This is a genomic window from Pseudomonas sp. GW456-L12, from assembly GCF_059424045.1.
Genome location: NZ_JBWKZA010000003.1, coordinates 71,400 through 96,430 on the forward strand (window position 1 = coordinate 71,400; position 25,031 = coordinate 96,430).

Below are 25,031 nucleotides of genomic sequence, written 5' to 3' on the forward strand. Positions count from 1 at the left end.
GTCAGGCGCTGGCATCGACCATGCCGTGGCGAACCGCCAGCAACGTCAGTTCGACATCACTGCTGATCGAGAGCTTCTCGAAGATACGGTAACGGTAGGTATTCACGGTTTTCGGAGACAGGCACAACTTGTCGGAGATGATCTGCACTTTCTGGCAGCCGACAATCATCAGCGCAATCTGGATCTCGCGCTCCGACAAGGCGTCGAACGGTGAATCACTGGACGGCTGGAATGACTTGAACACCAGTTGCTGGGCAATCTGCGGGCTGATGTAACGCTGGCCGGCAAACACCAGGCGGATGGCCTGCACCATTTCGTTGAGACCCGCGCCCTTGGTCAGGTAACCCGCCGCACCGGCTTGCAGCAAGCGGGTCGGGAACGGATCTTCTTCACACACGGTGACGGCCACGACTTTGATATCCGGGTGACTGCGCAATAACTTGCGCGTGGCTTCAAGACCGCCGATCCCGGGCATCTTGACGTCCATGAGGACCACATCGGGTTTCAATTCCCGGGCCTTGAGCAGGGATTCCTCCCCTGATTCGGCCTGACCGACCACTTGCAGGCCATCGATGTCAGCCAGCATTCGTGTAATACCTGTACGAACGAGATCATGGTCATCGACTACTAGCACCCTAATCAAGCAGACACCTCGCGATTTGGTCTTATAGGTTGCCGGACACCTTAGCAAAAAAGCAGCGTGCTGACCTAATGACAAACACCATATAAAAAGCACTTGTTCACCAGGGGTATCCGGTGGATGGTTGATGCGCTGCGAACGCCCTGCCCTAAGGCTCTCGGGCGTCCGCTTTTCTTTTCATGAGGCTGGAAACCGAAAGCTCGGCAAGGGTATGGGTCAGGTGCCGGATCGCATCCTGATCTTCCTTGTACAAGGCCCGATAACTGACGAGGATTTTCTCTTCGCTCTGGCTGAGGTTATCGGCCCTGGTCGGGGTCCGCCTGCCGGTCACTATATAAAGGACATCGACCCCTTTTGCCGCCACCCGGGACAAGTAATCCGCCTTGGGCACACGGTCTCCACTTTCATATCTGCCTTGGGCATTGGCTTCCACGCCGCCAACTTCACCAAATTTTTTCTGCGACAACCCCAGGCGTTCCCTTTCCTGTCTTAACCGCGAACCGATTCCACTCATTTGGATGTATGATCCTTTTTTATGCACCCCTAGGGGTGTTACACCCTTCAAGCATTGAACAAATTTGAACGGTTTTGAACTATGCCCGGTATCCGCACTGCCGCACAAGCCAAGGCCTGGCTTGAACATCAAGGTAAATCGGTTCAACAGTTCGCCCGTGAACACGGGGTCGACCCAGCCACCACCTACCAGGTATTGGCCGGCCGCAAGAAAGGGCGACGCGGAGAGGCGCACAAGGTGGCCGTATTGCTGGGTATGAAAGACGGCATCATCCTTGCCGAGCCGGAGGATCCCGATCAGACACCCGCCTGATCCTCGACTGTCGCCACACTGCTCGGGACACACAAAAACCAGCGGCTACGCATCCGCGGCGCTGCTTCGCTCCATCCGTAGAAAGCACTCGTCTTCCCCGACCACCTTCAACCCCATACGCCCATAGAGCGCCTGCGCCGGGTTGTCCTTGAACACCGTCAGCCGCAGCAGCCCACGCCGCTCACCACGCGCCATCGCCAACACCTGTTCGATGGTCCAGGCCCCGGCACCTTGCCCGCGAAACGCCTCGAGCACATGCAACTCGCGAATATACAAGGCCCTGGAATCGCGACTCAGGCTGACGAACCCCAGCACCTCGGCGCCCTGGCAGATCAGCAGGTTCTCCCGCCCGGCCCAGGCCACATCGAAAGCTTCGTCCAACCACAACAGGTCGTGACGGATGTAATAGCCCAGCATGGTGCTGCGGGTCAGGTCGCGGGCGAACAGCAGATCCTCCGGGGTGCTGGCCGGACGCAGTTGGAAACCGTTCAAGGCGCTTCGACCGTCACTTGTTGACCACTCCAGCGACCGGCGTCGCGCCGGGCGATCAGCAACTCGTCGCCACAGCCTGCGGCGGCCACGACCAGAGCGCCATCCGGCCCCCAGATCGCGCTGCGGCCCGCCGACACCCAGCCCCCGGTCGGTCCGCCGTGGTTGGCCATCAGCACCAGCATTGCATGCTCCGCGGCATAGCCCTGCAACAAGGTACTGTCCGCGGCGTAGCCGTTTTCGCTGATCAGCACGCCGGCGGCATAGATGCCGGCGCCGGACTGCGCCGCCGCACGCGCATGGCTGGCCTGAGAGAAATCGGCGCACACCGCCAGGGCCACCCGGTCCTCGGCGAACCTCAGGTTCGCGCCCCCCGTGCCTGGGCTGAACACCAACTCCTCGCCGGCATGCAGATGCTGCTTGCTATAGACCGCCAACGAACCATCGGCCGCCAGCACCAGGGCGCCAATCAACAACGGCCCCTCGGCCGACAGGCGAATGGGCATGCCCACCACCGCCGTCACCCCCAACTCCCGGGCCAGGTCGCGCAACGGTTGCAACAATAGGCTCTGGGGCAAGACCGCCAGCTCGGCCGCCAGCGTGGGCTCGTAGCCGCTCAGGGACAGCTCGGGAAACACTAGCAATTGCACGCCCTGCGTTGCCGCGGCGCGGATAAAGGCCTGGTGCCGGGCGATATTGCCCGGCAGGTCTCCGGCAACGGAAATCGATTGGGCGGCGGCAAGGGTCAGGGAGGTCATGATTCGTCCTGAATGAGCACAAATGAGGGCGTGGCGAGTGTGTCATAAAACTTCAAAATGCTTCACTCATAGGCACTTACTGGCCAGGTAATAGGAATTTCTGATTGAACCGTCACCCCGGCCTCTAGTAAGCTCGGCCCACTTCACGGAGAAACAGCATGTCGTCCCTCACCCTTTCCATGCATCGTCACACTGCCAGCGCCTCGCGCGTCGGTGCGGCTGCCTGGGTGAAAAACGCCTGCGCTCCGGCGAGCTTTTATTTTGGGTATTGGTTTAGCCACTGGCGCGCCTGATACCCAAACGGCGCCCACTTGAACGGGTCGCCTACCAGAGAAAATCTCACCCCCGGTCGGCCTCCCGACCGGGGGTTTTGTTTTTCTGGGCCAACGATTTTTAACCACGACTTTCAGCAACACACCGAACTTACCGAGGATTGAAACCATGAACTACGCCACCTATTACCGTTACGACACTTGCACCACCTGGCGATTTAGCAGCCTCCGTTCGGGACAGCCTGCCGCCTCCGATCGGTCACCTACTGGTGGCAAACACACCTGCACAGCCAATCCGGCCAATTGTCGAACACCCCAGTAGGGCCGCGCGCGGGACACTACCCGCCGCCTGCCCAGGAAGCCTTGAACATGAACTCGTCCGTCTCCGCTCTGCCGCTGTCCACCCGCAACTGCGCCAACGAAACCCTGAGCCAGCGCCTGCCCAGCTCGCTGGAGCTCAAGCAGCAACTGCCGCTCAGCCCGGCCCTCGGCCAGCAAGTCGCCGCCCATCGCCAGGCGGTGCGCGCCATCCTCAACGGTGAAGACTGCCGTTTGCTGGTCGTCGTCGGCCCCTGCTCGATCCACGATCCCCAGTCCGCCCTGGAATACGCCAGCAACCTGGCCAGCCTGGCCGCCGAGGTCAGCGACGACCTGCTGCTGGTAATGCGTGCCTACGTCGAAAAACCGCGCACCACCGTCGGCTGGAAAGGCCTGGCCTACGACCCGCGCCTGGATGGCAGCGACGACATGGCCGGCGGCCTGACCCTGTCCCGTGAACTGATGCGCGAAATCCTCCGCCTGGGCCTGCCAATCGCCACCGAGCTGCTGCAACCCATGGCCGCGGGCTACTTCGACGACCTGCTGAGCTGGGTCGCCATTGGCGCGCGCACCACCGAATCGCAGATCCACCGGGAAATGGCCAGCGGCCTGGGCATGCCCGTGGGCTTCAAGAATGGCACCGACGGCGGCGTCGGCATCGCCTGCGACGCCATGCGCTCGGCGGCGCACCCGCACCGCCATTTCGGCGTCGACAGCCAGGGCCATCCGGCGGTGATCCAGACCCCGGGCAACCCCGACACTCACCTGGTGCTGCGTGGCGGCCATCGCGGCCCGAACTACGATCGCCAGAGCGTGGCCCAGGTGCAGCACGACTTGCAGAAACTGAAGATCCCGGCGCGGATCATGGTCGATTGCAGCCATGCCAACAGCGGCAAGGACCCGTTGCGCCAACCGGCGGTGTTCGACGAGGTCCTGGAGCAGCGCCTGCAGGGCGACTCGTCCCTGGTCGGGGTGATGCTGGAGAGCCATCTGTTCGAGGGTTGCCAGCCCCTGAGCCCGACGCTGCGCTACGGGGTTTCGGTGACGGACGGTTGCCTGGGCTGGGACGCCACCGAGCAACTGCTGCGCAATGCCGCCCGGCAACTGTGCAACAGCCGGCAAGACATTCCGGCCTCCGCCTGATCCCGCCCCCGTAGGAGCGAGGCTTGCCCGCGATACAGGCGACGCGGCAAGTCAGGTACACCGCGTCATCGTTATCGCGGGCAAGCTTCGCTCCTACAGAATAAATGCCATCGACCGACCATCCCTTGCTGCAATGCCTTGACGGAACTTTGACGAGAAATAGGCTACACAATCCGGTAGGCTCACCACTTTCTTGAAAGGAGCAACTCCCCATGGCCAAAGCCACTGCCCGTCACATCCTCGTTGCCAGCGAAGCCAAGTGCAACGAACTGAAAGCCGAAATCGAAGCCGGCGCCGACTTCGCCGAAGTCGCCAAGAAGAACTCCACTTGCCCATCCAGCCGTGACGGCGGCAACCTCGGCTCGTTCGGCCCAGGCCAGATGGTCAAGGAATTCGACACCGTGGTGTTCAGCGCCCCGGTCAATGTCGTGCAAGGCCCGGTGAAAACCCAGTTCGGTTATCACCTGCTGGAAGTGACCAGCCGCCAGGACTGATCCTGTCGCGATTTGCGTGAACGACGGCCCGCCCTTTGGTGGGCCGTTGTGTTTGGGCTACGGCCCGCGCTGGTCAGCAGCGCGCCGGTAGCGTACAAATCGTGATCATCGATCACCCGGCTCTTAAGGCTGACAATGCGACTGCTTTTCCCCTCCCTGCTCTTCACCACCCTGGCCCTGCTGCTGGGCACCGCGAGTGTCGACGCCGCACCGCAACACGCCTTGACCGTCTATGGCGAACCGGCCAAGTACCCCGCCGGCTTCAGCCACTTCGCCTACACCAACCCACAAGCGCCCAAGGGCGGGAGCATGCGCCGCTCGGCCATCGAGATCGGCCGCTTCGACCATGTGTTGCCCTACATCGACAAAGGCATCGGCGTCTCGCAACTCGACGGCTATATCTATTCCCCCCTGGCCCAGCGTTCGCTGGACGAGCCCTACACCGTGTACGGCCTGGTGGCACAAAAGATGGAGCGCGCCGACGACGGCCTGTGGCTGCGTTTCTACCTCAACCCCAAGGCGCGCTTCGCCGACGGCCAGCCGATCACCGCCGAAGACGTGCTCTACACCTACAACCTGCTGATGACCCAGGGCAGCCTGCGTTATCGCACCCAGTTCGCCGACGTCAAGGACGTCGAAGTCGAGTCGCCGCGGGTGATCCGCTTCGACTTCAAGAGCAATGAAAATCGCACCCTGCCCCTGGATATCGCGACCCTGCCGGTACTGCCCGAGCACTGGTGGAAGAGTCGCGACTTCGCCGGCGGCGGTGGCTACGAAGCCCCCCTGGGCAGCGGCCCGTACAAGGTGAGCAAGGTCGATAACGGCAACAGCATCACCTTTACCCGCGATGCCGACTGGTGGGGCAAGGACCTGCCGGTCAGCCGCGGCCTGTACAACTTCGACCGCTTCAGCATCGAGTACTTCGGCGACACCGACGTCGCTCGCCAGGTGCTGCGCGGCGGCGCCTACGACTACAACCGCGAATTCTCCGCCACCGGCTTCTCCATCGGTTACGACAGCCCGGCCCTGAGCGACGGCCGCCTGCAAAAGGCCCACCTGGCCAAGGAAGCGCCGCAACCGGCCCAGGGCTTCGTGTTCAACCTGCAAAAGCCGATGTTCCAGGATCGCCGCGTGCGCCAGGCCCTGGCCATGCTCTGGGACTTCGAGTGGAGCAACCGGCAGATGATGCGCGACCTGTACATCCGCCAGCAGAGCTTCTTCTCCAACAGTGCCCTGGCCGCGCGGGCGCTACCGGATGCCGAAGAACTGAAGATCCTCGAACCGCTGCGCGGGCAGGTTCCCGACGAAGTCTTCACCCAGGTCTTCGAGGCGCCGAAAACCGACGGCAGCGGCCTGATCCGCGATAAACAGCTGCAAGCCCTGGCCCTGCTCGAAGCGGCCGGCTGGAAACCCGACGGCGACCAGCTGGTCAACGCCGACGGCGAGCCGCTGCGCTTCACCTTCCTCAACAGCCAGAACGGCATCGAACGCCTGCTGCTGCCCTACAAGCGCAACCTGGCGCAGATCGGCATCACCCTGGAGATCCGCCGCATCGACGCCTCGCAGTACGTCAACCGGCTGATGGCCCGCGACTACGACATGATCGTCACCGGCTACCCGGTGACCACCTCGCCGGGGCTGGAGCTGTACAACTACTTCGGCTCGGCGGCGGCCAACGACCCCGGCTCCAGCAACCTGATGGTGCTGAAAAACCCGGCGGTGGACAGCCTGATCAGCGGTCTGGTCAAGGCCACCAGCCAGCCGCAGATGCTGAGTTACGCCCACGCCCTGGACCGGGTGCTGCAATGGAATTACTACTGGATCCCCAACTACTACCCGCCGGGCACCTCCACCGTGTGGTGGAACCGCTTCGGCATGCCGGCCATTCCCGCCAGCAATGACGAAGCCATCGAAAGCTGGTGGGAAATGAGCCGCACGCCCCTGACCAACGAGCAAATGGCGGCCGAGCGCGTCCAGCGCGGCAAGCCCGGAGGGCCGCACTGATGCTGGCGTATATCCTGCGGCGCCTGCTGCTGATCATCCCGACCCTGCTGATCATCCTGCTGGTCAACTTCGCCATCGTCCAGGCCGCCCCCGGCGGCCCGGTGGAACAGGCCATCGCCCGCCTGCAAGGCATAGGCGGTGGCGGCAACCTCGGCGGTTCGAGCGACGGCATCAGCGGCAACTCGCGGGCCAGCCGTGGCCTCGACCCGCAGCTGATCAAGGACATCGAGAAACAGTACGGATTCGACAAGCCGGCCCACGAACGCCTGTGGCTGATGCTCAAGAGCTACGCGCAGCTGGACTTCGGCAAGAGCTTCTTCCGCGGCGCCACGGTCACCGAGCTGATCCTGCAGAAAATGCCGGTGACCATCTCCCTCGGGCTCTGGGCGACGCTGATCACCTACCTGGTGTCGATCCCCCTGGGGATCCGCAAGGCGGTGCACCACGGCAGCCATTTCGATATCTGGAGCAGCACCGCGATCATTATCGGCTACGCCATGCCAGCCTTCCTGTTCGCCATGTTCCTGATCGTGATGTTCGCCGGCGGCACCTCGCTGAACTGGTTCCCGGTGCGCGGGCTGGTCTCGGAGAACTTCGAGCAACTGAGCACCCTGGGCAAGGTCGTCGACTACTTCTGGCACCTGGTGCTGCCGGTGACCTCCCTGGTGATCGGCGGTTTCGCCACCCTGACCATCCTCACCAAGAACTCGTTCCTCAACGAGATCACCCGCCAGTACGTGGTCACCGCCCGGGCCAAGGGCCTGAGCGAGCGCAGGGTGCTCTACGGCCATGTGTTCCGCAACGCCATGCTGCTGGTGGTCTCGGGCATTCCCCAGGCCTTTATCAGCGTGTTCTTCGCCGGCTCCTTGCTGATCGAGGTGATCTTCTCCCTCGACGGCCTCGGCCGCATGAGCTACGAGGCCGCGGTGTCGCGGGACTATCCGGTGGTGTTCGGCTCGCTGTTCATCTTCACCCTGTTCGGCCTGCTGATAAAACTCATCGGCGACCTCTGCTACACCCTGGTCGACCCGCGTATCGACTTCGCCGCGAGGAACGCCTGATGCTCAAGCTCTCCCCGCTGGCGCGCCGGCGCTTCGACCGCTTCAAGAAAAACCGCCGTGGCTGGTGGTCGCTGTGGCTGTTTATCGGCCTGTTCATCCTCACCCTGGGCGGTGAGCTGATCGCCAACGACAAACCGCTGGTGGTCAGCTACCAGGGCTCGCTGTATTTCCCGGTGTTCAAGCGCTACACCGAGCAGGAGTTCGGCGGGCAGCTGCCGTTCCAGGCCGACTACCGCAGCGACTACGTGCAGCAGCTGATCCGCCAGGACGGCGGCTGGCTGCTGTTCCCGCCGATCCCGTTCAGCGAAGACACACCCAACTACGACCTCAGCCGCCCGGCCCCAAGCCCGCCGACCGCGGTCAACTGGCTGGGCACCGACGACCAGGCCCGTGACGTGCTGGCCCGGGTGATCTACGGCGCCCGGGTGTCGATCCTGTTCGCCCTGGCCCTGACCTTTATCAGCGCCCTGATCGGCATCGCCGCCGGTGCCCTGCAGGGCTATTACGGCGGCTGGGTCGACCTGCTGGGCCAACGCTTGCTGGAGGTCTGGTCGGGGCTGCCGGTGCTGTACCTGCTGATCATCCTTTCGGGCTTCGTCGAGCCGAACTTCTGGTGGCTGCTGGGGATCATGGCGCTGTTCTCCTGGCTGGCCCTGGTGGACGTGGTGCGCGCCGAGTTCCTGCGCGGGCGCAACCTGGAATACGTCAAGGCCGCCCGGGCCCTGGGCCTCAACGACCGCAAGGTGATCGTGCGGCACATCCTGCCCAACGCGATGAACGCCACCCTGAGCTACCTGCCGTTCATTCTCACCGGGGCGATTTCCACCCTCACCGCCCTGGACTTCCTCGGCTTCGGCATGCCCGCCGGCAGCGCCTCCCTGGGCGAGCTGATCGGCCAGGGCAAGCAGAACCTGCAAGCGCCCTGGCTGGGCCTGACGGCGTTTTTCACCCTGGCGCTGATCCTCTCGCTGCTGGTGTTTATCGGCGAGGCGTTGCGCGATGCCTTCGATCCACGCTCCTGAATCAAGCGGACTGTTAAATGACTGACAACCTGATCGAAATCCGCGACCTCAATGTGGCCTTCAACGGTCAGAAAGTGGTGCGCGACCTGTGCCTGGATATCCGCCCCGGCGAGTGCCTGGCCCTGGTCGGCGAGTCAGGGTCGGGCAAGTCGGTGACCGCCCATTCGATCCTGCAACTGCTGCCCGACTGCGACACCCAGAGCAGCGGCAGCATCCGCTACCGTGGCCAGGAGTTGCTCGGCGCCGAAGCGCGGACCTTGCAGAAGCTGCGCGGCGACCGCATCGCCATGATCTTCCAGGAGCCGATGACCTCGCTGAACCCGCTGCACAGCATCGAAAAGCAGATCGGCGAAACCCTGCTGCTGCACAAGGGCCTGGGCGGCAAGGCGGCCCAGGCGCGGATCCTCGAACTGCTGCGCCTGGTGGGCATCCAGAAACCCGAGGAGCGGCTCAAGGCCTACCCGCACCAGCTCTCCGGCGGCCAGCGCCAGCGGGTGATGATCGCCATGGCCCTGGCCTGCGAGCCGGAACTGCTGATCGCCGACGAACCGACCACCGCCCTCGACGTGACGGTGCAGCGCAAGATCCTGCTGCTGCTCAAATCCCTGCAACAGCGCCTGGGCATGTCGCTGCTGCTGATCAGCCACGACCTCAACCTGGTGCGCAGCATCGCCCAGCGCGTCTGTGTGATGAAGGCCGGGCAGATTGTCGAGCAGGCGCCGTGCGAAACCCTGTTCAGCGCGCCCCAGCACCCCTACAGCCGCGTGCTGCTCAATGCCGAGCCGGAAGGCGAAGCCCTGCCCCGCGACGAGCGCGAGGTGGTGTTGCAGGTGGACGACCTCAATGTGCAGTTCCAGATCGGCGGCGGGTTGTTCCGCCGCAAGCACTACCTGCGGGCGGTGGACGGTATCAGCCTGAGCCTGCAACGGGGCAAGACCCTGGGCATCGTCGGCGAGTCCGGCTCCGGCAAGTCGACCCTCGGCCAGGCGATCCTGCGCCTGCTGGATTCCGAAGGCAGCATCCGCTTCCAGGGCGAGGCCCTCGACGGCCTCAACCAGAAGCAGCTGCGGCCGTGGCGCAAGCAGATGCAGGTGGTGTTCCAGGACCCGTTCGGCAGCCTCAGCCCGCGGATGTCGGTGGCGCAGATCATCAGCGAAGGCCTGGAAGTGCACAGCCAGTCCACCGCCCAGCAGTGCGAGCAGCAGGTGATCCAGGTGCTGGAAGAAGTCGGCCTCGACCCGGCCAGCCGCCATCGCTACCCCCATGAGTTCTCCGGTGGCCAGCGCCAGCGCATCGCCATTGCCCGGGCCCTGGTGCTCAAGCCGGCGCTGATTTTGCTGGACGAACCGACCTCGGCCCTCGACCGCACCGTGCAGAAACAGGTGGTGGCGCTGTTGCGTCAGCTCCAGGAGCGGCATGGCCTGACCTACCTGTTCATCAGCCACGATCTGGCGGTAGTGCGCGCCCTGGCCCACGACATGATCGTGATCAAGGACGGCAAGGTGGTCGAACGCGGCCCCAGCCACGAAGTGTTCGACGCGCCGCAACATCCCTACACCCAAGAACTGCTGGCCGCCGCCCACCCGGCCTGAACCCGCATTCCCCTGTAGGAGCGAGCTTGCTCGCGATGCAAGCACCGCGGTATTGCAGGCCCACCGCGCCGAACCCATCGCGGGCAAGCCTCACTTCTACAGAAGCACCACTCTGTAGCCGCTGGCGAAGCCTGCGATCGACCGCGAAGCGGGCGCAGGGTCTGGAGGCCGCCGGAAGACCCTGCGGGTCTTATCGCAGCCTGCGGCAGCGGCTACAGGGATAGCGGCAACCCTGATGGTCGCGTCGCTGTGAAGATTCCCGGCATAATCGGCGCCGCGCTCCCTTCAGGACCTCCCCCATGAACGACACCGAAAGCCTCAAGGATTACCAGCGGGTCCGCCAACTGGCGATCCGTTCGCTGTTCGAGATCATCGAGCAATCCAGCGAGGGCACGGTGATCGTCGACCGCGACGCCAACATCGTCTGGATGAACGAGCGCTACGCCCGGCGCTTCGGCCTGGAGTCGGCGGCGTTCGCCATCGGCAAGGCCTGCGAAAGCGTGATCCCCGGCAGCCTGTTGCGCGAAGTGGTGCGCACCGGGCGGCCGATCCTGCTGGACATGCAGGACACCCCCAAGGACCCGCTGGTGGTGATGCGCCTGCCGATCCACGACGACGCCGGGGCGGTGATCGGCGCCATCGGCTTTGCCCTGTTCGACGAGCTGCGCAGCCTGTCGCCGATGCTCAAGCGCTACCTGAGCATGCAGGAAGAGCTTGCTTCCACGCGCTCGCTGCTGCGGGCGCGGCAGGCCAAATACAACTTCGCCCACTTCATCGGCACCAGCGCCGCCAGCCTGGAAGTCAAACGCCGCGCCCGGCGCAGCGCCAGCGCCGACTCGCCGGTGCTGCTGCAAGGCGAGACCGGCACCGGCAAGGAGTTGCTGGCCCAGGCCATCCACGCCGCGTCGCCACGGGCGCACAAGGCCTTCGTCAGCATCAACAGCGCGGCGATTCCCGAGGCCTTGCTGGAGGCCGAGTTCTTCGGCACCGCCCCCGGCGCCTTCACCGGCGCCGACCGCAAGGGCCGCGCCGGCAAGCTGCAGATCGCCCAGGGCGGCACGCTGTTTCTCGACGAGATCGGCGACATGCCCCTGCCGCTGCAAAGCAAGCTGCTGCGGGTGCTGCAAGAGAAAGAGTTCGAGCCGGTGGGCTCCAACGAGGTGATCCAGAGCGACGTGCGGGTGATCGCCGCCACCTCCACCGACCTGGAAGCGGCGATCAAGCGCGGTGAATTCCGCGCCGACCTGTATTACCGCCTCAATGTGCTGCCGATCCAGGTGCCGCCGCTGCGCGAACGCCTGGACGACCTGCCGGCCCTCAGCGAAGCCATCCTCGAAGAACTGCGCAGCCAGCACGAACTGACCCCCGACGCCCTGGCCCTGCTCGGCCAGCACGCCTGGCCGGGCAATATCCGCGAGCTGCGCAACGTCCTGGAACGCGCCGCCCTGCTCAGCGACGACCTGATGCTCAACGCCGACGACCTGCGCGCGGCCATCGGCACCTTCAGCCCGGTGCCGCGCGCGGCCAGCCCCCAGGCCGCCGAAGTGCAGCCCGACGAAACCTTCGCCGCCGCGCGGGAGCGTTTCGACCGCCAGGTGATCGAGTCGGCCCTGGCGCACTGTGGCGGCAAAGTGGGGCAAGCCGCGGCGCGCCTGGGGCTGGGGCGCTCGACCCTGTACAAGAAGATGGCGGCGCTGGGGATCGAAGAGTCTCAATAAAGAGACAACAATCTCTATGCAGAGACAGCCTTGAGCGCTTCGTGCTCATCGCGAGCAAGCTCGCTCCTACGGGGGTTTGCAGCGTACCTGTAGGAGCGAGCTTGCTCGCGATAGAAATTTCCCGGCCAACACGTCCCGGATCAGAGACAAAAATCCTAAAAGCCTTCTAATAAAAATAATAATACCCTTATAAATCAAACACTTAACCATATGGCACAAAACTCGCTATAGCCCCTCCCACACCCGCAACACCCTACAAAAATAACAATCCTGGAGAGACACACCATGAGTGTGATCATTGCCCTAGCAGCCCTCGCGCTGCTGATGTTGGCTGCTTACCGTGGCTACAGCGTTATCCTCTTTGCCCCCATCGCCGCCCTCGGCGCCGTCCTGCTCACCGACCCGTCCGCCGTGGCGCCCGCCTTCACCGGCGTGTTCATGGAGAAGATGGTCGGCTTCATCAAACTCTACTTCCCGGTGTTCCTGCTCGGCGCGGTGTTCGGCAAGCTGATCGAGCTGTCGGGCTTCTCCCGCTCCATCGTCGCGGCGGCCATCCGCCTGCTCGGCACCCGCCAGGCGATGCTGGTGATCGTGCTGGTCTGCGCCCTGCTGACCTACGGCGGCGTGTCGCTGTTCGTGGTGGTGTTCGCGGTCTACCCGTTCGCCGCGGAGATGTTCCGCCAGAGCAATATCCCCAAGCGCCTGATCCCGGCGACCATCGCCCTCGGCGCGTTCTCCTTCACCATGGACGCCCTGCCCGGCACCCCGCAGATCCAGAACATCATCCCCAGCACCTTCTTCAACACCACCGCCTGGGCTGCGCCCTGGCTGGGGGTGATCGGCACCATTTTCGTGTTCTGCGCCGGCATGCTGTTCCTCCAGCGCCAGCGCAACAAGGCGCACAAAGCTGGTGAAGGCTACGGCAGCGACCTGCGCAACGAGCCGGAAACCGCCGCCGACATCCAGCTGCCCAACCCCTGGATCGCCCTGTCGCCGCTGCTGCTGGTGGGCCTGATGAACCTGCTGTTCACCCACTGGATTCCCCAGTGGTACGGCAAGACCCACAGCCTGGCCCTGGCCGGCATGGCCGCCCCGGTGCAGACCGACGTCGCCAAGCTCACCGCCATCTGGGCGGTCCAGGCCGCCTTGCTGGTGGGCATCATCATGGTCCTGGTGTTCGGCTTCTCGGCCATTCGCGGCAGGCTCGCCGAGGGCAGCAAGAGCGCGGTCAGCGGCGCCCTGCTGGCGGCGATGAACACTGCTTCGGAATACGGTTTCGGCGCGGTGATCGCCTCCTTGCCGGGCTTCCTGGTGCTGTCGGACTGGCTGAAAAGCATCCCCAACCCGCTGGTCAACGAGGCCATTACCGTGACCCTGCTGGCCGGCATCACCGGCTCCGCCTCGGGCGGCATGAGCATCGCCCTGGCGGCCATGTCGGAGACCTTCATCAGCGCCGCCCACGCCGCCAACATCCCGCTGGAAGTGCTGCACCGCGTGGCCGCCATGGCCAGCGGCGGCATGGATACCCTGCCGCACAACGGCGCGGTGATCACCCTGCTGGCGGTCACCGGGCTGACCCACCGCCAAGCCTACAAGGACATTTTCTGCATTACGCTGATCAAGACCCTGGCCGTCTTCGTCGTGATCGCCACTTTCTACGCCACCGGCATTGTGTGAGGTATTCATGAGCAATCTTGCGGGCAAGACCGCCCTCGTCACCGGCTCCACCAGCGGCATCGGCCTGGGGATCGCCCTGAGCCTGGCCAAGGCCGGCGCCAACCTGATCCTCAACGGCTTCGGCGATGCCTCGACGGTGCTCGCCGAGGTCGCGCGCCTCAACAAAGACAGCGGCGGCAAGGTCGGCCATCACCCGGCCGACGTCAGCGACCCGGCGCAGATCGCCGACATGCTCGCCTACGCCGAGCGCGAGTTCGGCGGCGTCGACATCCTGGTCAACAACGCCGGCATCCAGCATGTGGCGGCGGTCGAGGAATTCCCGGTGGAGCGCTGGGACTCGATCATCGCCATCAACCTGTCGTCGGTGTTCCACAGCACCCGCCTGAGCCTGCCCGGCATGCGCGCCAAGGGCTGGGGGCGGATCGTCAACATCGCCTCGGTGCATGGCCAGGTCGGCTCGGTGGGCAAGGCCGCCTATGTGGCGGCCAAGCACGGGGTGATCGGCCTGACCAAGGTGGTCGGCCTGGAGACCGCCACCAGCAACGTCACCTGCAACGCCATCTGCCCGGGCTGGGTCCTGACCCCGCTGGTGCAAAAGCAGATCGACGACCGCATCGCCGCGGGGGTCGACCCGCAGCAGGCACAGCACGACCTGCTGGCGGAAAAACAGCCGTCCCTGGAGTTCGTCACGCCTTCGCAGCTGGGCGAGTTGGTCCTATTCTTGTGCAGTGAGGCCGGCAGCCAGGTGCGTGGCGCGGCGTGGAATATCGATGGCGGCTGGTTGGCGCAGTAAACCGTTGTAGCCGCTGCCGCAGGCTGCGATAGGTCCGAAGGACCTCCGCGACCTTGAGACCGCCACGACCGTTCCGGTCGATCGCAGCCTGCGGCAGCGGCTACAGGGCGTTTGAAAATCGCTTTGCGTGCATTAGAAAAACAAGAGGCCACCCATGTCCGAATTACTCTGGCAACCCAGTGCCGAGCGCATCAGCAAGACCCGCATGGAAGCCTTCCGGCGCTTGATCAATCACCGTCACGACCTGGACCTCGACGGCTACCCCGCCCTGCACCAATGGAGCATCGAGCGGCGCGAGGACTTCTGGCAGGCCATAGTCGACTTCTTCGATGTCGAGTTCCATGCGCCCCCCAGCGCGGTGCTGATCGAAGGTCGCAGCATGCCCGCCGCCCAGTGGTTCCCCGACGCCACCCTGAACTTCGCCGAGCACCTGCTCAAGCGGCGTGACGACGGCGTCGCGGTGGTGGCGATCAACGAGAACGGCCAGCGCGAACAGCTGACCTACAACCAGCTGGCGGCCCATGTCGCCGGTCTGCAACAGAGCCTGCGGGCCGCCGGCGTCGGCCTTGGCGACCGGGTCGCGGCCTGCATGCCCAACACCTGGCAGACCCTGGTGGGTATGCTCGCCACCGCCAGCCTCGGGGCCGTCTGGTCCAGCTCCTCGCCAGACTTCGGCACCCAGGGGGTGATCGACCGTTTCGGCCAGATCGAACCCAAGGTGCTGATCACCTGCGCCGGCTACCGCTACGCCGGCAAACAGATCGACCAGACGGCCAAGGTCAACGAGATCCTCGAACGCCTGCCGTCCCTGCAACAGCTGATCATCGTGCCGTACGCGCGGCCCGAAGCCCGCGCCGAAGACTTTCGCACCTCGGCCAGCGGCGCGCTGTGGGACGACTTCTACCGCCCCGGCGGCGAGCCGGCGTTCGTCGCCGTGCCCTTCGCCCATCCGCTGTACATCCTCTATTCCAGCGGCACCACCGGCGTGCCCAAGTGCATCATCCACAGCACCGGCGGCGTGCTGTTGCAGCACCTCAAGGAGCACGGCCTGCACACCGACCTGCGCGCCGGCGAAGTGCTGTTCTACTACACCACCTGCGGCTGGATGATGTGGAACTGGCTGGTCTCCGCCCTGGCGGTGGGCGCCACGGTGCTGCTGTACGACGGCTCGCCGTTCCACCCGGCGCCCGAACACTTGATCGACCTGATCGACCAGGAAGGCATCAGCGTCTTCGGCACCAGCCCCAAGTACCTGGTGGCCCTGGAAAAGGCCGGCATCGAGCCGCGCCAGAGCCATTCCCTGGCCAGCCTCAAGACCCTGCTCAGCACCGGCTCACCGCTGTCGCCACAGAGCTTTGACTACGTGTACCGCGCGTTCAAACAGGACCTGTGCCTGGCCTCGATGTCCGGCGGCACCGATATCATTTCCTGTTTCATCATCGGCAACCCGCTGTTGCCGGTGCACCGCGGCGAAATGCAGGGCAAGGGCCTGGGCATGGCCGTCGAGGTATGGAACGACCAGGGCCAGGCGGTGGTCGGCGAAAAGGGCGAACTGGTCTGCACCCGGCATTTCCCGGCCATGCCCATCGGCCTGTGGCACGACCCGCGGCACGAGAAGCTGCGCGCCTCCTACTTCAGCCAGTTCCCCGGGGTCTGGGCCCAGGGCGACTACGCCGAGCAACTGGCCCATGGCAGCTGGCTGATTCACGGCCGCTCGGACGCCGTGCTCAACCCCGGCGGCGTGCGCATCGGCACCGCGGAAATCTACCGCCAGGTGGAGAAGCTCGAGCAGGTCCTGGAAAGCCTGGCCATCGGTCAGCAATGGGACAACGACGTGCGGGTGGTGCTGTTCGTGCGCCTGCAGGACGGCGTGCAACTGGACGACGCCCTGCAGGAGCAGATTCGCCAGGTGATCCGCGCCAACACCACGCCAAGGCACGTGCCGGCGAAGATCCTCGCGGTCAGCGACATCCCGCGGACCATCAGCGGCAAGATCGTCGAACTGGCGGTGCGCAACGTGGTGCACGGCCTGCCGGTGAAAAACACCGACGCCCTGGCCAACCCCGAGGCGCTGGAGCAGTTTCGCGATCGCCCTGAGTTGCGCGACTGATCGTTGCCCCTGTAGCCGCTGCCGCAGGCTGCGAACGACCCGCAGGGGCGCGATCTCAGGACCGCTGAAGGCCCTGCGGGCCTTTACGCAGCCTCGCAGGCTCGGCAGCGGCTACAAGGGCTGGGCGCGGTGCCAGTTGTAGCCGCTGCCGCAGGCTGCGCAGGGGCCGCCAAACCGGGCGATCCGGTCTACCTGCTGGATCGGGAAAACCGCCCTCGCGCTGGCTACACCGTCGATCGCAGCCTGCGGCAGCGGCTACAATGCCGGCGTGATGCACGCTCAGGACACCCCCGACATGAACGCCTCCCCCTCCGGCAGCGAAGCCGAAACCCTGATTGCCCGGCTGGACTGGGCCGCCACGCCGCTGGGCGCGGTCGACCATTGGCCGCAGAGCCTGCGCACCGCAGTGGACATCGTGATCCACTCGCCGATGCCGATGCTGCTGTTGTGGGGCGCGCAGCTGACACAGATCTACAACGACGGTTTCGCCCTGCTGGCCGGCAACAAGCACCCTGGCGCCTTCGGCCAGTCGACCCACCTGACCTGGCCGGAACTCCAGGACTTCACCGCGCCGATCTACCACGCCGTGCTGCAAGGCCAGGTGCGCACCTTCAGCGAAAAACCCTTCACCCTGCTGCGCCAGGGCCGCGAGTCGGACGTCTGGCTGGACCTGACCTACAGCCCGATCCGCGACGAAAGCGGCGAAGTCGCCGGGATCCTGGTCACCAGTATTGAAACCAACGAGCGCCGGCGCATCGCCCTGGAACTGGAGCAGCGTTCGGCAGCCAGCCTCAAGGCCCAGCACGAAACCGAAGAGCGCCTGCAACTGGCGCTGGCAGCGACCGACGCGGTCGGCACCTGGGACTGGGACATCGGCGACGACCGCTTTATCGCCGACGCCCACTTCGCCCAACTGCACAGCATCGACCCGGCCCAGGCCGGGCAACTGCCCATCAGCGACTACCTCAAGGGCGTGCACCCGGAAGACCGTGGCATGGTGGCGCGCAGCATCAAGCACTGCATCACCCACGGCACCGAATACGCCGAGGAATACCGCCTGCAACAGCCCGACGGGCAGATCCGCTGGGTCTTCGCCCGCGGGCGCTGCTACAAGGATCACCACGGCCGGCCGGTGCGCTTCCTCGGCGCCGCCCTGGACCTGACCGACCGCAAGCAGATGGAACAGGCGCTGCGCCAGAGCCAGACCGAATTGCAGCTGATCATCAACGCCATGCCGGTGCTGATCGGCTACGTCGACCACGAAGAGCGCTTTCGCCTGAACAACAGCGCCTACCTCGACTGGTACGGCCTGACCCCGCAGGAGCTGTACGGGCGGACCATCCGCGAAGTGGTGGGGGACGAGATCTACGCCACCCGCGCCGACAAGATCTCCGCCGCCCTGGCCGGCAAACCCTGCAGCTTCGAAGCCAACTCGCCGCACCGCGACGGGCGCGCGCGGCATGCGCTGATGAAGTACCTGCCGCGCTACGGCGCCGACGGCGCGATCAATGGTTTCTACATCTTCGTGATCGACGAAACCGAGCGCAAACAGACCGAGGAAGCCCTGCGCCACCTCAACGAAACCCTGGAAGAACGGGTGGCCGAGCGCACCCAGGCGCTGGCCGCCGCCAACCAGCGCCTGCAGAGCGAGATGTTCGAACGCGAGCGCGCCGAAAACGCCCTGCGCCATGCGCAGAAGATGGAAGCCGTGGGCCAGCTCACCGGCGGCATCGCCCACGACTTCAACAACATGCTCACCGGCATCATCGGCAGCCTGGAGCTGATGCAGCGCTACATCGACGCCGACCGCAGCGCGGAGATCGGCCGCTTCACCGAGGCCGCGATGTCCTCGGCCAAGCGCGCGGCCGCCCTCACCCACCGCCTGCTGGCGTTCTCCCGGCGCCAGTCGCTGGACCGCCGGCCGCTGGAGCCGAACCAGCTGGTGCGTTCGCTGCACGATCTGTTCAACCACACCAAGGGCGAGCATATCGAGCTGAAGATGAACCTGGGCGCCAACGTCTGGTCGATCAACAGCGACGCCAGCCAGCTGGAAAACGCCCTGCTCAACCTGGTGATCAACGCCCGCGACGCCATGCCCGACGGCGGCGTGCTGACCATCGAGACCGCCAACAGCTACCTCAACGGCAGCGACCTGGGCACCCTGGAACCGGTCAAGGCCGGCGACTACGTGATGCTCGGCGTCAGCGACAACGGCGCCGGCATGACCCCGCGAGTGCTGGCCAAGGCCTTCGACCCGTTCTTCACCACCAAGCCCATCGGCCAGGGCACGGGCCTGGGGCTGTCGATGATCTACGGCTTCGCCCAGCAATCCGGCGGCCACCTGACCATCAGCAGCGAACCGGGCCAGGGCACCTGCGTGCGCCTGTACCTGCCGCGCCTGTACAGCGGTGCCCAAACCGCCAGCCCGGCACCGGCCAGCGTCGAAGCGCCGTACGCGGTGGCCGGCGAATCGGTGATGCTGGTGGAGGACGACCCGGCGGTGCGCATGCTGGTGCTTAACGTGCTGAGCGAACTGGGCTACAGCGCCTTCGAAGCCGAGGACGCCAAGAGCGCCCTGCCGTTGCTGGAGTCCGAGCGGCGCGTCGACCTGCTGGTGACCGACGTCGGCCTGCCGGGCATGAACGGCCGGCAGCTGGCGGAGATCGCCCGCCAGCAGCGGCCGGAACTCAAGGTGCTGTTCATGACCGGTTACGCGGAAAAGGCCGCCGAGCGCCAAGGCTTTCTCGACGCTGGCATGGACCTGATCGCCAAGCCGTTTTCCATCGAGGCGCTGGCCCAGAAGATTCGTCAGATGATCGGCCGGCAGGGCTGATTTCAGGCATAATCCGCCCCCGCCGCCCGCACCGTTCCAAGGTAACTGCCCCATGAAAGCCCAAGCCCGCCACATCCTGGTGAAAACCGCCGAAGAGGCCGAACAGCTCAAGCAGCGCATCGCCAAGGGCGAAGCCTTCGACGTGCTGGCGAAGAAATACTCCACCTGCCCCTCCAGCAAACGCGGCGGCGACCTGGGTGAAGTGCGCCCGGGGCAGATGGTCGGAGCCATCGACCAGGTGATCTTCAAAAAGCCCCTGCGCACCGTGCACGGGCCGATCAAGAGCAAGTTCGGCTATCACCTGGTGCAGGTGTTCTACCGCGATTGACCGCGTCGCTCACCACGCTTCGACCACGCCCCTGTAGCCGCTGCCGAGCCTGCGAGGCTGCGATCGACGGCGCAGCCGGCGCAAGGGCGGTATCCCCAATCTTTCAGGTAGACCGCGCCGCCAGGTTTTGCGGCCCCTGCGGTGCCGATCGCAGCCTCGCAGGCTCGGCAGCGGCTACAGGGGGGCCTCAGGGTCTTGGGATCAACGCCCCCGGCGCCTGGATCACCCGGCTCGCCAAGCGATGCCCGGCCTGCGCCGCCTGCTGCGGACTGCCGCCTTTCAAGCGGCACGCCAGATACGCCGCACTGAACGAATCCCCCGCCGCCGTGGTGTCCACCACCTGCTCCACCCGCTGCGCCGGCACCTCGAACGACTCGCCGCCACAGCGGATCAGGCACGCTTCGGCGCCGCGCTTGAGCACCACTTCCGGCGTGTCCGCGTAGGCCGCCAATACCGCCTGGCTGTCGGCATAACCGAACAGCGCCTGCTCGTCATCCACCGTCAACAGCGCCAGATCGACATAGGCCAGCGCCTCGCGATAAGCCGCCTGCGCCTGCTCCACCGAGGCCCAGAGCCGTGGCCGGTAGTTGTTGTCGAAGACGATCTGCGCCCCACGCTTGCGTGCTTCAACCAAGGTCTCGATCAGCTTCTTGCGCCCCAACTCGCCGAGCACCGCCAGGGTGATGCCGCTGAAATACAGCACCGCGTAGGTCGGCAACGCCGCGAGGATCGGCTCGGCCGCGGGGGTGGTGAAACAGTCGCGCACCGCCGCTTCGTTGCGCCAGTAAAGAAAGCGCCGCTCGCCCTTGGCGTCGGTCTGGATGCAGTACAACCCGGGCAAGCGCCCCGGCAGGCGCTGGACCATGCCCAGGCCGATGCCTTCCTCGGCCCAGCTGTGGCACATCGCATCGCTGAAACTGTCGTCACCGAGGGCGGTGACATAGTCGACGCAAGCGCCCTCGCCCAGTTCTCGGGCCAGGTACACGGCGGTGTTCAGGGTGTCGCCGCCGAAGCTCTGTTGCAGGCTGCCGTCGGCGCGGTGTTGCAGTTCGATCATGCATTCGCCGATCAGGGCGATGCGTTTCCCGGTGGTGCAGGTGTTCATGGTGGGGTGTCTCTGAGAGTTTTTTGTTGTGAGAAAGAACGTCTTCGCGGGCAAGCCTCGCTCCTACAAGGTTGGTGTCGTTTGCCAAGGCGTGTACGCCTCATATCCGTAGGAGCGAGGCTTGCCCGCGATCACCTGCGCAGCAGGTGCCAGCCCCACCTTAGAAACAGGTCTCCATGCTCTCCAGCACATCCAGCCGCTCATCCACCAGCAACCCGGTGCGCCACTTATCAAAGGTCAAACACGGGTGCGAAGTACCGAAGGCAATAATGTCCCCCACCCGCAACTCAACCCCCGGCGCCACCGTCATGAACGCATGCTGGTCCATCACCGCCGTGACCTTGCAGGCACTGACATCATCGCCCCTGGCCGGCAGCACGCCCGGCTTGTAGCGCAGCAACGGCACCGGCAAGCCGGCGTCATAGGCCACGTCGCGCTTGCCCAGGGCGATCACCGCGAACCCAGGCTCCGGTAGCGACTGCACATGGGCCCAGACTTCCAGCGCCGGGCGCAGGCCTTCGTGCAGGTCGCTGCGCCGGTCGAGCACGCAGCACTGCGCCTCTTTATAGATGCCATGGTCGTGGGCCACGTAACTGCCGGGGCGCAGCACGCTGAGGAAACGCCCCTGGGCGTTCTGCGCCTCGAAGGACTCGGCGATCAGGTCATACCAGGCCGACCCCGACGCGGTGATGATCGGCTTATCGATGGCGAACAGCCCGTCGTCCTGCAACTGCACCGCCAGGCGCACCAGGGACGCGGCAAACTCCCGAATGCCACTCACCGCGTGATCGCCATGGATCACCCCTTCGTAGCCCTCGATGCCGCACAAAGCCAGGGCCGGTTGTGCCTTGATCGCCTGCGCCAGGTCCAGCACTTCCTGCTCGCTGCGGCAGCCACAACGGCCGCCGACCACGCCGTACTCGATCATCACGTTCAGGCGCACCCCGCGCGCGGCGAAGAACTGCCCGAGGTCGGCGACGTTGTCCGGGTGATCGACCATGCAATAGAAGTCGAACGTCGGCTCGGCCAGCAGCTCGGCGATCAGCCCCATGTTCGGCGTGCCCACCAACTGGTTGGCCATCAGCACCCGACGCACACCGTGGGCGTAGGCCGCGCGGGTCTGCACCGCGGTGGCCAGGGTGATGCCCCAGGCGCCAGCCTCCAGCTGCCGACGGAACAGCGCCGGGGTCATGCTGGTCTTGCCGTGGGGCGCCAGCTCGGCGCCGCTGTCGCTGACGAACTTCTGCATCCAGCGGATGTTGTGTTCCAGCGCCGCGCGGTGCAGCACCAGGGCCGGCAGGCTGACATCGCGCACCAGGCTGACGCCCGGTTGGGCGGCGCCCTTTTCCACCGCGGCATTGATCAAGGCAGAAGACATATTCGAACTCCTTACGGCGCAGCCACAGGGGCTGGCATTAGTCGTTGATGCGACGGGCCAGGCGATTCGCGCTGTCGATCAGCACCCGGCGGTAGTCGGCGTAATTGTTCTGGGCATCGGCCCGTGGCGCGACGATGCACAGGGTGCAGATGCACACCCCGCGCTCGTCCCGCACCGGAGCGGCGAAGCAATGGGTAAAGGTGTCGGCCACACTGTCGAAGGAAAAGAAACCGTCCTGCGTGGCCTGGCGGATTTCCTTCAAGAAGGTCGCCACAGGCAGACGCTCCCCGTCAGGGAGAATGAAGTCGCGCTCGTCGATCAACTCGACGATCTGCTCATCGCTCAAATGCCCCAGCAGCAGCCGCCCGGAAGCGGTCCAGGGAATCGGCGCGTTCTCGCCGATATTCGAGGAGATGCGGAAATGCCGCTCGCCCTCCTTCATCAGCGCCACCGTGTATTTGCGCCCATTGAGTAGGCACATCTGCGCGGTCTCGCGGGTCTGGCTGACGATCTCCTGCAAGGCCGAGTCGGCCTCGCGAGTCAGGTCGAAATGGCGCAGATGGGCCTGCCCCAGGAAGTACAGCTGCCGCCCCAGGTACACATGCCCATCCTGGCCCACCGGCTCCAGAACCCGCCGCTCCAGCAAGGACGCCACCAGCTCGTACACCGTGGACTTGGGGCTGCCGATACCCTTGGCGATATCGTGGGGCCGCAACGGCTGGCCGATCTCCTTGAGGAAATCGAGAATATCGAACGCCCGGTCCAACCCCTTGGCCCGACGCTTGATGGTGTCTTCGGTCATCTTTGTGCCTTTTGCAAAAAACTGCGAAATTTCCGGCGCCCCAAAACCCCGGCATTGCCCCTATCCCCGTAGCCGCTGCCGAGCCCGCGAGGCTGCGATCGACCGCAACGCGGGCGCAGGCTCTTGAAGTCGTCGCGCCCCCTACGGGGTCGATCGCAGCCTCGCCAAAGCTCGGCAGCGGCTACAACAAACCCCACCCGCCCCTGTAGGAGCGAGCTTGCTCGCGATCAGCGGTCCACAGTCCTACTTCTTCTTGTAAGCCACACAATCAATCTCAACCTTGCAATCCACCATCATGCCGGCCTGCACACAGGCCCGCGCCGGCGCGTGCTCCGGCTTGAAATACTCACCGAACACCTTGTTGAAACTCCAGAAATCCCGCGGATCCTCCAGCCATACCCCAACCCGCACCACATCCTCCAGGCCATACCCCGCCTCCTCCAGAATCGCCACCACATTGCGCATCGTCTGATGGGTCTGCTCAACGATCCCGCCATGAATAATTTCACCATCCAGCGCCGGCACCTGGCCGGACACATACAACCAGCCATCGGCCTCAACGGCACGAGCGAAAGGACGAGGCTGGCCACCACCTGCGGTGCTGCCAGTGCCGTAGCGAGTGATGCTCATGGGGTGTTCTCCTAAGTAAAGGGAAGGTTGAGCAGAATAAGCCGTTCCTAAAAAGGCGCCTCGCGTAATTTCAGGAGACATTTATTCCGCTATAACGGATCAAAATATATAACAACGGAAAAATCACGAAGAGTGTGCCATGGGAAAGAGAGGGATAACAGAGGATAGGCAACACATCTGGAACCAAGGAGATAGAGAACAGGCCTGAAATAAATGCTACTCCCCCCCATTTATTCGGCCATTAATGATGGTTCGTGTAAGGCGTTTCTGTATCTGGTGTAAACATGCCCTCCAGGCTTGTTACCCCGCGATACGCCTCCTATATTCCGTTTCGTCGCTCCCAACGCTGCGACCGGATTTGGCCGTCCGAATCTCCATGAGCACACCCTAAAATTCCTTCATGGAGCGTCACCGTTATGGATTTCCAACCTCTCACCTCCTCCAACACCACCGACCACCCCGTCGCCTTTATCAACCCGCAAGCCCCCTTGCTTGACCTGCTGACCTACGCCGGCCTGCGTATCCGCGCTGCCCGGGACATGCTGGACAGCGTGTCCGGCATGACCAGCCGCAACGCCGACGATCTCGACCTGATGCGCTTCTCCAGCGTGGCAACCTTGTTGTTGCAGGACGGATGCGATGTGTTGCACGTGGTTGAACAACGGGCGATGGAGCTGCCAGAGCCTTAAACCGAACCGCCCTGGCCTTTGCTCTTGCTGTGCTTTGGCTTTGGCCTTTGATCCACCCGCCCCATCGGGAGGCCGAGTGGAGGCGTTCATCAGGGGGATGGCGCGCAGCGCCCCTCGACGCAGTCGAGGACATCGTATGGAGGTCGAAGCGAAGCCGACCGGAGTCGATGCCCCCTGAGGGACGCCGGAGCGAGGGAACCTGAGCGCAGCGAAGGCCATACGCCAGGGGCGAGACCTTTTGGTTACTTTTGGCTGGGCCGGCATTCCGGGCGTTTGCCAAAAGTGACCCGCCGTAAGGGCGGAACCATAAGCGGCCGTGACTGCAGAAACGGATATGTACCCCGTCCAA

Annotated in this window: 22 protein-coding genes; 14 read left to right on the forward strand and 8 right to left on the reverse strand. The window is 64.7% G+C overall.

Annotated features, from left to right (window positions below):
• Position 1: 1 nt before the first annotated feature.
• The gene (gene gacA / locus AC07Y9_RS05070) at positions 2-643 is read right to left on the reverse strand and encodes a response regulator transcription factor GacA (protein WP_020295157.1); all 642 of its coding nucleotides are present in this window, start codon (positions 641-643) and stop codon (positions 2-4) included.
• A gap of 145 nt (positions 644-788) precedes the next feature.
• On the reverse strand, positions 789-1,154 hold the full coding sequence (locus tag AC07Y9_RS05075; RefSeq protein WP_007924437.1) for a helix-turn-helix domain-containing protein: 366 nt from the start codon (positions 1,152-1,154) through the stop codon (positions 789-791).
• 81 nt (positions 1,155-1,235) lie between these two features.
• Here AC07Y9_RS05075 and AC07Y9_RS05080 point away from each other — a divergent pair, with 81 nt between their 5' ends.
• Complete coding sequence (locus AC07Y9_RS05080; protein WP_087092739.1) at positions 1,236-1,466, forward strand: DNA-binding protein; 231 nt, start codon at positions 1,236-1,238, stop codon at positions 1,464-1,466.
• 45 nt (positions 1,467-1,511) lie between these two features.
• Here the strand turns inward: AC07Y9_RS05080 and AC07Y9_RS05085 are convergent, their stop codons facing one another.
• Together AC07Y9_RS05085 and AC07Y9_RS05090 are read right to left on the reverse strand one after the other, a co-directional pair.
• The gene (locus AC07Y9_RS05085) at positions 1,512-1,958 is read right to left on the reverse strand and encodes a GNAT family N-acetyltransferase (RefSeq protein WP_087092738.1); all 447 of its coding nucleotides are present in this window, start codon (positions 1,956-1,958) and stop codon (positions 1,512-1,514) included.
• The gene (locus AC07Y9_RS05090) at positions 1,955-2,713 is read right to left on the reverse strand and encodes a carbon-nitrogen hydrolase family protein (protein ID WP_102679564.1); all 759 of its coding nucleotides are present in this window, start codon (positions 2,711-2,713) and stop codon (positions 1,955-1,957) included. Before AC07Y9_RS05090 ends, AC07Y9_RS05085 begins: the two co-directional genes overlap by 4 nt.
• Positions 2,714-3,354: 641 nt before the next feature.
• On the opposite strand from AC07Y9_RS05090, the gene AC07Y9_RS05095 reads away from it, so the two are divergent.
• The 12 genes from AC07Y9_RS05095 to AC07Y9_RS05150 all read left to right on the forward strand — a co-directional run bounded on the left by AC07Y9_RS05095 (position 3,355) and on the right by AC07Y9_RS05150 (position 20,078).
• Complete coding sequence (locus AC07Y9_RS05095; protein WP_102679563.1) at positions 3,355-4,446, forward strand: 3-deoxy-7-phosphoheptulonate synthase; 1,092 nt, start codon at positions 3,355-3,357, stop codon at positions 4,444-4,446.
• Between the two features lie 212 nt (positions 4,447-4,658).
• On the forward strand, positions 4,659-4,940 hold the full coding sequence (locus tag AC07Y9_RS05100; RefSeq protein WP_007924449.1) for a peptidylprolyl isomerase: 282 nt from the start codon (positions 4,659-4,661) through the stop codon (positions 4,938-4,940).
• 135 nt (positions 4,941-5,075) lie between these two features.
• Positions 5,076-6,944 carry an extracellular solute-binding protein gene (locus AC07Y9_RS05105; RefSeq protein ID WP_102679562.1) on the forward strand — a complete coding sequence of 623 codons (1,869 nt, stop codon included), beginning with the start codon at positions 5,076-5,078 and terminating at the stop codon, positions 6,942-6,944.
• The gene (locus AC07Y9_RS05110; protein ID WP_102679561.1) at positions 6,944-8,005 is read left to right on the forward strand and encodes a microcin C ABC transporter permease YejB; all 1,062 of its coding nucleotides are present in this window, start codon (positions 6,944-6,946) and stop codon (positions 8,003-8,005) included. The genes AC07Y9_RS05105 and AC07Y9_RS05110 overlap by 1 nt, the downstream gene beginning before the upstream one ends.
• Positions 8,005-9,027 carry an ABC transporter permease gene (locus AC07Y9_RS05115; RefSeq protein ID WP_092421067.1) on the forward strand — a complete coding sequence of 341 codons (1,023 nt, stop codon included), beginning with the start codon at positions 8,005-8,007 and terminating at the stop codon, positions 9,025-9,027. The genes AC07Y9_RS05110 and AC07Y9_RS05115 overlap by 1 nt, the downstream gene beginning before the upstream one ends.
• A gap of 17 nt (positions 9,028-9,044) precedes the next feature.
• Positions 9,045-10,619 (forward strand): ABC transporter ATP-binding protein, encoded by a 1,575-nt coding sequence (locus AC07Y9_RS05120; RefSeq protein ID WP_102679560.1) that lies wholly within the window; start codon positions 9,045-9,047, stop codon positions 10,617-10,619.
• Between the two features lie 299 nt (positions 10,620-10,918).
• Positions 10,919-12,337 carry a sigma-54 interaction domain-containing protein gene (locus tag AC07Y9_RS05125; protein ID WP_087092733.1) on the forward strand — a complete coding sequence of 473 codons (1,419 nt, stop codon included), beginning with the start codon at positions 10,919-10,921 and terminating at the stop codon, positions 12,335-12,337.
• Between the two features lie 285 nt (positions 12,338-12,622).
• Positions 12,623-14,014, forward strand: coding sequence for a GntP family permease (locus AC07Y9_RS05130; RefSeq protein WP_053261713.1), 1,392 nt, complete (start codon positions 12,623-12,625; stop codon positions 14,012-14,014).
• A 7-nt stretch (positions 14,015-14,021) separates the two neighbouring features.
• Entirely contained in the window at positions 14,022-14,807 is a 786-nt protein-coding gene (locus tag AC07Y9_RS05135; protein WP_007924463.1) for a 3-hydroxybutyrate dehydrogenase, read from the forward strand.
• 154 nt (positions 14,808-14,961) lie between these two features.
• Positions 14,962-16,917: an acetoacetate--CoA ligase gene (locus AC07Y9_RS05140; protein WP_102679559.1), complete on the forward strand. Its 1,956-nt coding sequence runs from the start codon at positions 14,962-14,964 to the stop codon at positions 16,915-16,917.
• A 295-nt stretch (positions 16,918-17,212) separates the two neighbouring features.
• Positions 17,213-19,750: a PAS domain-containing hybrid sensor histidine kinase/response regulator family protein gene (locus AC07Y9_RS05145; protein ID WP_102679558.1), complete on the forward strand. Its 2,538-nt coding sequence runs from the start codon at positions 17,213-17,215 to the stop codon at positions 19,748-19,750.
• Positions 19,751-19,802: 52 nt separating this feature from the next.
• Complete coding sequence (locus AC07Y9_RS05150) at positions 19,803-20,078, forward strand: peptidylprolyl isomerase (protein ID WP_102679557.1); 276 nt, start codon at positions 19,803-19,805, stop codon at positions 20,076-20,078.
• Positions 20,079-20,265: 187 nt separating this feature from the next.
• On the opposite strand, the gene AC07Y9_RS05155 is transcribed toward AC07Y9_RS05150, so the two are convergent.
• From AC07Y9_RS05155 to AC07Y9_RS05170, 4 genes are all read right to left on the reverse strand, one after another.
• Positions 20,266-21,183, reverse strand: coding sequence for a sugar kinase (locus tag AC07Y9_RS05155; protein ID WP_102679556.1), 918 nt, complete (start codon positions 21,181-21,183; stop codon positions 20,266-20,268).
• 160 nt (positions 21,184-21,343) lie between these two features.
• Positions 21,344-22,561 carry an amino acid deaminase gene (locus AC07Y9_RS05160; RefSeq protein WP_102679555.1) on the reverse strand — a complete coding sequence of 406 codons (1,218 nt, stop codon included), beginning with the start codon at positions 22,559-22,561 and terminating at the stop codon, positions 21,344-21,346.
• A 37-nt stretch (positions 22,562-22,598) separates the two neighbouring features.
• Positions 22,599-23,363 (reverse strand): IclR family transcriptional regulator, encoded by a 765-nt coding sequence (locus AC07Y9_RS05165; protein WP_102679554.1) that lies wholly within the window; start codon positions 23,361-23,363, stop codon positions 22,599-22,601.
• A gap of 243 nt (positions 23,364-23,606) precedes the next feature.
• The gene (locus tag AC07Y9_RS05170) at positions 23,607-23,993 is read right to left on the reverse strand and encodes a RidA family protein (protein WP_102679553.1); all 387 of its coding nucleotides are present in this window, start codon (positions 23,991-23,993) and stop codon (positions 23,607-23,609) included.
• A gap of 416 nt (positions 23,994-24,409) precedes the next feature.
• Between AC07Y9_RS05170 and AC07Y9_RS05175 the strand changes: the two genes are divergently transcribed.
• Positions 24,410-24,682 (forward strand): hypothetical protein, encoded by a 273-nt coding sequence (locus AC07Y9_RS05175; RefSeq protein WP_007927368.1) that lies wholly within the window; start codon positions 24,410-24,412, stop codon positions 24,680-24,682.
• Positions 24,683-25,031: the final 349 nt, after the last annotated feature.

Coding starts and splice junctions, on each gene's coding strand:
- AC07Y9_RS05120 (WP_102679560.1), top strand. CDS start 9,045: ATGACTGACAACCTGATCGAAATCCGCGACCTCAATGTGGCCTTCAAC.
- AC07Y9_RS05145 (WP_102679558.1), top strand. CDS start 17,213: ATGAACGCCTCCCCCTCCGGCAGCGAAGCCGAAACCCTGATTGCCCGG.
- AC07Y9_RS05105 (WP_102679562.1), top strand. CDS start 5,076: ATGCGACTGCTTTTCCCCTCCCTGCTCTTCACCACCCTGGCCCTGCTG.
- AC07Y9_RS05140 (WP_102679559.1), top strand. CDS start 14,962: ATGTCCGAATTACTCTGGCAACCCAGTGCCGAGCGCATCAGCAAGACC.
- AC07Y9_RS05080 (WP_087092739.1), top strand. CDS start 1,236: ATGCCCGGTATCCGCACTGCCGCACAAGCCAAGGCCTGGCTTGAACAT.
- AC07Y9_RS05150 (WP_102679557.1), top strand. CDS start 19,803: ATGAAAGCCCAAGCCCGCCACATCCTGGTGAAAACCGCCGAAGAGGCC.
- AC07Y9_RS05165 (WP_102679554.1), bottom strand. CDS start 23,363: ATGACCGAAGACACCATCAAGCGTCGGGCCAAGGGGTTGGACCGGGCG.
- AC07Y9_RS05155 (WP_102679556.1), bottom strand. CDS start 21,183: ATGAACACCTGCACCACCGGGAAACGCATCGCCCTGATCGGCGAATGC.
- AC07Y9_RS05170 (WP_102679553.1), bottom strand. CDS start 23,993: ATGAGCATCACTCGCTACGGCACTGGCAGCACCGCAGGTGGTGGCCAG.
- AC07Y9_RS05115 (WP_092421067.1), top strand. CDS start 8,005: ATGCTCAAGCTCTCCCCGCTGGCGCGCCGGCGCTTCGACCGCTTCAAG.
- AC07Y9_RS05110 (WP_102679561.1), top strand. CDS start 6,944: ATGCTGGCGTATATCCTGCGGCGCCTGCTGCTGATCATCCCGACCCTG.
- AC07Y9_RS05130 (WP_053261713.1), top strand. CDS start 12,623: ATGAGTGTGATCATTGCCCTAGCAGCCCTCGCGCTGCTGATGTTGGCT.
- AC07Y9_RS05160 (WP_102679555.1), bottom strand. CDS start 22,561: ATGTCTTCTGCCTTGATCAATGCCGCGGTGGAAAAGGGCGCCGCCCAA.
- AC07Y9_RS05075 (WP_007924437.1), bottom strand. CDS start 1,154: ATGAGTGGAATCGGTTCGCGGTTAAGACAGGAAAGGGAACGCCTGGGG.
- AC07Y9_RS05100 (WP_007924449.1), top strand. CDS start 4,659: ATGGCCAAAGCCACTGCCCGTCACATCCTCGTTGCCAGCGAAGCCAAG.
- AC07Y9_RS05090 (WP_102679564.1), bottom strand. CDS start 2,713: ATGACCTCCCTGACCCTTGCCGCCGCCCAATCGATTTCCGTTGCCGGA.
- AC07Y9_RS05125 (WP_087092733.1), top strand. CDS start 10,919: ATGAACGACACCGAAAGCCTCAAGGATTACCAGCGGGTCCGCCAACTG.
- AC07Y9_RS05175 (WP_007927368.1), top strand. CDS start 24,410: ATGGATTTCCAACCTCTCACCTCCTCCAACACCACCGACCACCCCGTC.
- AC07Y9_RS05095 (WP_102679563.1), top strand. CDS start 3,355: ATGAACTCGTCCGTCTCCGCTCTGCCGCTGTCCACCCGCAACTGCGCC.
- AC07Y9_RS05135 (WP_007924463.1), top strand. CDS start 14,022: ATGAGCAATCTTGCGGGCAAGACCGCCCTCGTCACCGGCTCCACCAGC.